The sequence below is a fragment of the Actinomadura rubrisoli genome (genome assembly GCF_004349215.1).
Classification (GTDB): Bacteria; Actinomycetota; Actinomycetes; order Streptosporangiales; family Streptosporangiaceae; genus Spirillospora; species Spirillospora rubrisoli.
Genome location: NZ_SMKU01000507.1, coordinates 1 through 4,846, shown reverse-complemented (window position 1 = coordinate 4,846; position 4,846 = coordinate 1). Strand labels below are relative to the sequence as shown.

4 protein-coding genes are annotated in these 4,846 nt (G+C 74.4%); 2 read left to right on the top strand and 2 right to left on the bottom strand.

The features are described 5' to 3' along the window. Nucleotides 1-334: 334 nt before the first annotated feature. Both E1298_RS44125 and E1298_RS49960 read left to right on the top strand, forming a co-directional pair. Nucleotides 335-700 (top strand): thioredoxin family protein, encoded by a 366-nt coding sequence (locus E1298_RS44125; RefSeq protein WP_131903338.1) that lies wholly within the window; start codon nt 335-337, stop codon nt 698-700. Between the two features lie 169 nt (nt 701-869). Continuing rightward, complete coding sequence (locus E1298_RS49960) at nt 870-2,354, top strand: serine/threonine-protein kinase (RefSeq protein WP_207945220.1); 1,485 nt, start codon at nt 870-872, stop codon at nt 2,352-2,354. A 4-nt stretch (nt 2,355-2,358) separates the two neighbouring features. Here the strand turns inward: E1298_RS49960 and E1298_RS44115 are convergent, their stop codons facing one another. Further along, the gene (locus E1298_RS44115) at nt 2,359-3,735 is read right to left on the bottom strand and encodes an NADP-dependent succinic semialdehyde dehydrogenase (protein WP_131903337.1); all 1,377 of its coding nucleotides are present in this window, start codon (nt 3,733-3,735) and stop codon (nt 2,359-2,361) included. 92 nt (nt 3,736-3,827) lie between these two features. Further along, nucleotides 3,828-4,846, bottom strand: a 1,019-nt coding sequence (locus E1298_RS44110) for a lactonase family protein (protein ID WP_341770707.1), incomplete at its 5' end; no start/stop codon positions are given.

Below are 4,846 nucleotides of genomic sequence, written 5' to 3'. Positions count from 1 at the left end.
GGCCGGGGCGGGCCGCGCGTCCAGACGCGGAGGCGGCGGCGCGGTCAGCGACAAAGGGTGCTGTTCAGGCGCATGAAGTCGACCACGCGCCGGACGGTCAAAGCGACGTGCGGCATATTTCCCATAATTAAGGTAGGAATACTGGAAGTCAAGCGCAAAACCCATCCCACCTGCGCCGACCGCCCTGTTCACCCTGTGACCCCGGCCACCTCGGGGTCACGCCGGGGGGAGGCCATCAGCGGCAGGCACGGCGCGAGGCCCTCGACGGCGGCGGGGAATCGCGGTGGTAGGGCCGGTGTTGCCGTAGCCGTAGAGACTATGAGAGGAGACGGTCATGGCAACGAAGGCCCTGACACGCGAGACGTTCGACGAGGCCGTCGGCGGCGGCGACCTGGTGCTGATCGACTTCTGGGCGTCCTGGTGCGGGCCGTGCCGGTCGTTCGCGCCGGTCTACGAGCGCGTGTCCGAGCGGCACCCCGACGCCCTGTTCGCCAAGGTGGACACCGAGGCCGAGCCGGACCTGGCGGGGGCGTTCCAGATCAGCTCGATCCCCACGCTCATGATCGTCCGCGACAAGGTCGTGCTGTACTCCCAGCCCGGCGCGCTGCCCGAGGACGCCCTGGAGGACCTGATCACCCAGGCGCGCGCCCTCGACATGGACGAGGTGCGCCGCGAGGCGGAGACCGCCCCGACCTCCTGACATCCGACCTGACCGGCCCCTTCCTCCCGCGCGGGAGGAAGGGGCCGGCGCACGTCACGGCCCGGGAACCGGTTCGACCGTGACCGGGAGTGGACGCGCGGGCGCCATCGCACACGTTTCGTGACCTCGGCTGTGGACGATGTGGGGCGAGACGGCCGTGGGAGGCGACATGGCTGGGCGAGACGGCCCGCTCGATCCGCTGGAGGCGCGCGACCCGAGGACGGTCGGCCCGTACGCGCTGCTCGGCAGGCTCGGCGCCGGCTCGATGGGACGCGTGTACCTGGGGCGCTCGGCGGCGGGGCGGCTGGTCGCGGTGAAGACGATCCGGGCCGAGCTGGCCCGCGAGGCCGACTTCCGGATCCGGTTCGGCCACGAGATCACCGCGGCGCGGCGGGTCAGCGGCGTCTACACCGCCTCGGTGGTCGCCGCCGAGGCGGACGCGGAGGTGCCCTGGCTCGCGACCGCCTACGTCCCGGCGCCGTCGCTGGAGCGGCTGGTCGCCGCGACCGGGCCGTTACCGGTTCCGGCGGTGCGGTGGCTGGCCGCGGGCTGCGCCGAGGCGCTGGAGTCCATCCACGCGGCCGGCCTGGTGCACCGGGACCTCAAGCCGTCCAACGTGCTGGTGTCGCTGGACGGGCCGCGCGTCATCGACTTCGGCCTGGCGCACGCCCGCGAGCGCGCCCGGATGACTCTCAGCCGGGTCGCGGTGGGGACCCCGGCGTTCATGGCGCCCGAGCAGGCCCAGGGGTCGCGCGAGGTCACCGCGGCGAGCGACGTCTACGCGCTGGGCGCGGTACTGCTGTTCGCCGCGACCGGGCACGGCCCCTACTCCGGTGAGGGGGTCCTGGACCTGATGGCGCAGCTCGCCACCAGGACCCCCAACTACGGCGGGCTCCCCCTGGAGCTGGACGCGCTGGTCCGCGGGTGCATGGAGCGGGAGGCGGGGAGGCGGCCGACGCCCGGCGAGACGGTGGCGGCGGTGTCCTCGCACCTCGGCCTGGAGCCGGGCGGCTCCTACCTGCCGCAGGCCGCGGTCGCGCTGGTCGAGGACTACGGCGAGGGGCCGAGGATCCCGGTGCCCGAACCGGTCCCCGACGTTCCCGAGGACGCGCCGCCCGCCGTCCGGCGCCCCCGGGGGCACGACAGCACGCAGGACCCCTCGTCGGGCTCCTCCGTGCGGACCTTCCTGCGCGAGCCGCGCAACAGGGTCATGTCGGTCGTCGGCATCGGCCTGATCGCCGTGGGCGCCCTGCTAGGGCGGTCCTTCTGGCCTGACGCCACCGCGGGGAACGGCACGGCCGGGGGGCACCGTCCGCCGGCGCCGCGCGGCGATCCGCCCCCGCCGCCGAGCGGCGAGCACGCCCTGCCGACCGGCGACCCGCGGATCGTGGTCAACCAGCCCCGCGGCGACGGGCGGACCGTCTTCGTGGTCCACGGGACGGGCTGGGCCCCGGGAGAGCGCGTGACGGTGCGGCTCGACCATCATCCGCGGCGCGCGGGCCCGGTCGTCGACCGCAAGGGCACGTTCAACTACGCGATCAACCAGGCGCACGAGTTCGTCCCGGGCATGCTCGCGATCGGGACGCACGTGTTCTCCGCATCCGCCGGGAGCAGGCGCGCTCCGGCCAAGGCGACCTTCGAGGTCGTCCCGTGACCCCTCAGCCCACCCAGATGGTCTTGGCGTTGCAGAACGCGTGCACGCCCTGCTCCGACAGCTCGCGGCCGTAGCCGGACCGCTTGACCCCGCCGAACGGCAGCTCGGGGTAGGACGTCGTGATCCCGTTGACGAAGACCTGCCCGGCGTCCAGCTCCCGGACGAACCGCTCCCGCTCGTCCGTATCCCGGGTCCAGGCGTTCGAGCCGAGGCCGAAGCCCGTCGCGTTCGCCACCTCGACCGCCTCCGACACCCCGCGGACGCGGAACAGGGACGCGACCGGCCCGAAGACCTCCTCGTGGTACATGCGCATCTGGGGCGTGACACCGGACACGACGGTCGGCGGGTAGAACCAGCCGGGGCCGTCCGGGCGCTCGCCCCCGCACAGCACCGTCGCGCCCTTGCCGACCGCGTCGGCGACCAGCTCCTCGACGTCGGCGCGGCCCTGCTCGCTGGCCAGGGGGCCCACGTCGGTGGCCTCGTCCATGGGGTCGCCGACCCGCCGGCCCCGCATGGCGTCGACGAAGCGCCGCTCGAACTCCTCGGCCGCGCCGATGTCGACGATGAAGCGCTTGGCCGAGATGCAGCTCTGCCCGTTGTTCAGGCACCGCGACGTGGCCGCCGCCTCCGCCGCCGCCGCGAGGTCGGCCGAGGGCATCACCACGAACGGGTCGCTGCCGCCGAGCTCCAGGACCGTCGGCTTGATCTCGTCCCCGGCGATGGAGGCGACCGACCGTCCGGCGGGCTCGCTGCCGGTGAGCGTCGCGGCCTTCACCCTGGGGTCGCGCAGCACCCGCTCGACCTGGGCGGACCCGATGAGCAGCGTCTGGAACGCCCCCTCGGGAAACCCCGCGCGCCGGAACAGGTCCTCCAGGAACAGCGCCGTCTGCGGGACGTTCGAGGAGTGCTTGAGCAGCCCCACGTTGCCCGCCATCAGCCCCGGCGCCGCGAACCTGATCACCTGCCAGAGCGGGAAGTTCCACGGCATGACCGCCAGCACCGGCCCGAGCGGCTGGTAGCGGATGTAAGCGGCCGACGCGCCCACGGCCTCCGCGTCCGCCGGACGGTCGGCGAGGAACCCCTCCGCGTGCTCGGCGTAGTACCGGCACGCCTTCGCGCACTTGCGCGCCTCCGCCTTGGCGGCCGTGAGCGTCTTGCCCATCTCCGCCGTCAGCATGGCGCCGATCTGGTCGGCCTCCCCGTCCAGGATGTCCGCCGCCGCGTTCATCCACGCCGCCCGCTCGGCGAAGCCGGTGGTGCGGTAGGAGGCGAACGCCGCCGCCGCCCGTCCGACGCGCCGGTCGATCTCCTCCCCGGCCAGCGCGTCGAAGGTCTTCTCCACCCGCCCGGTCGCGGGATTGGTCGTGGCGATCGTCGTCATGTCCGGATGCTCCCTTGGTGTCCGCTCGTCCACCCGGGGCCTGCCCGTGGCACCGGGCAGGAAACACCGGCCTGACCTCGCCTGGAGGGCGCTCAGGCGGGGATGACGCACACCGGCGCGGGGACGTCTAGGGGCGCCCCGGAGGGCACCGGAACGCCGTCCCCGCCCAGCCGGAACGTCGTGATCGTGTCGCTCAGCTGGTTGGCCACGTGCATCCACTCGCCGTCCACGTGCAGGTCCCGGGGCCACCGGCCGCCCGTCTCCACGTCCGCGACCGGTTCGAGCGCCGCGCCCCCGTCCAGCACGCGGTGCGCCGTGACCACGTCGGCGCCGCGCGTGGAGGTGTAGACGAACCGGCCGCCGGGGCCGAGCTTGATCGCTCCGCACGGGGTGTCGCCGCCGGGCGGCTCGGCCATGGCGGGGGACTCGGCGACCAGCTCCAGCCCGGCGTAGCCGTTCACGGGCCTGAGGACGAGCGTCGTCGCCGCCAGCTCGGTCACCACGTACACGTGCCCGCTGGGGTGGACGACCAGGTGCCGGGGCCCGCGGCCGGGCGGCACGGGCGTCTCCCCGACCAGGCGCAGGGCGCCGTCGCCGCCGATCCGGAAGGACCGCACGAGGTCGGCGCCGAGGTCGGTCGACAGGACGGTTCCGTCCGGGGCGTGGGCCGTCGCGTGGGCGTGCGGGCCCTCCTGGCGGTCGGGGACGGGCCCGCGGCCATGGCCCTCGGCCACGGACGGGTCGCCCGAGAACCCGCCGTCCGGCCCCAGCCGCACGGCCCTGACCGTCCCGGAGCCGTAGTCGGCGACGAGCAGATACCGGCCGTCAGGGCTCACCGACAGGTGGCAGGGGAGCGATCCGGCGCCGCGCCTGCCGATCTCCCGGAGCCGCCCGTCCACCACCGCGTAGGCGAGGATGCCGCCCGACTCCTCCTCGCGCACCGCGTAAAGGACGTCTTTGCCCGGATGCGTCGCGAGGTAGGACGGGTTCACGGCCGCCCCCGCGAGCACGGGCGCCTCCAGCGCGCCGCCGGGCCGCCGCCGCATCCGGTAGACGCCCTCACCGGCGCCCGCCTCCCCGGTGTACGTGCCCACCCAGAACACCCGCTCGC

What these genes read in the sequence shown, in the direction of transcription:
- E1298_RS44115 (WP_131903337.1), bottom strand. Translation starts at nt 3,735, where the DNA reads ATGACGACGATCGCCACGACCAATCCCGCGACCGGGCGGGTGGAGAAG.
- E1298_RS49960 (WP_207945220.1), top strand. Translation starts at nt 870, where the DNA reads ATGGCTGGGCGAGACGGCCCGCTCGATCCGCTGGAGGCGCGCGACCCG.
- E1298_RS44125 (WP_131903338.1), top strand. Translation starts at nt 335, where the DNA reads ATGGCAACGAAGGCCCTGACACGCGAGACGTTCGACGAGGCCGTCGGC.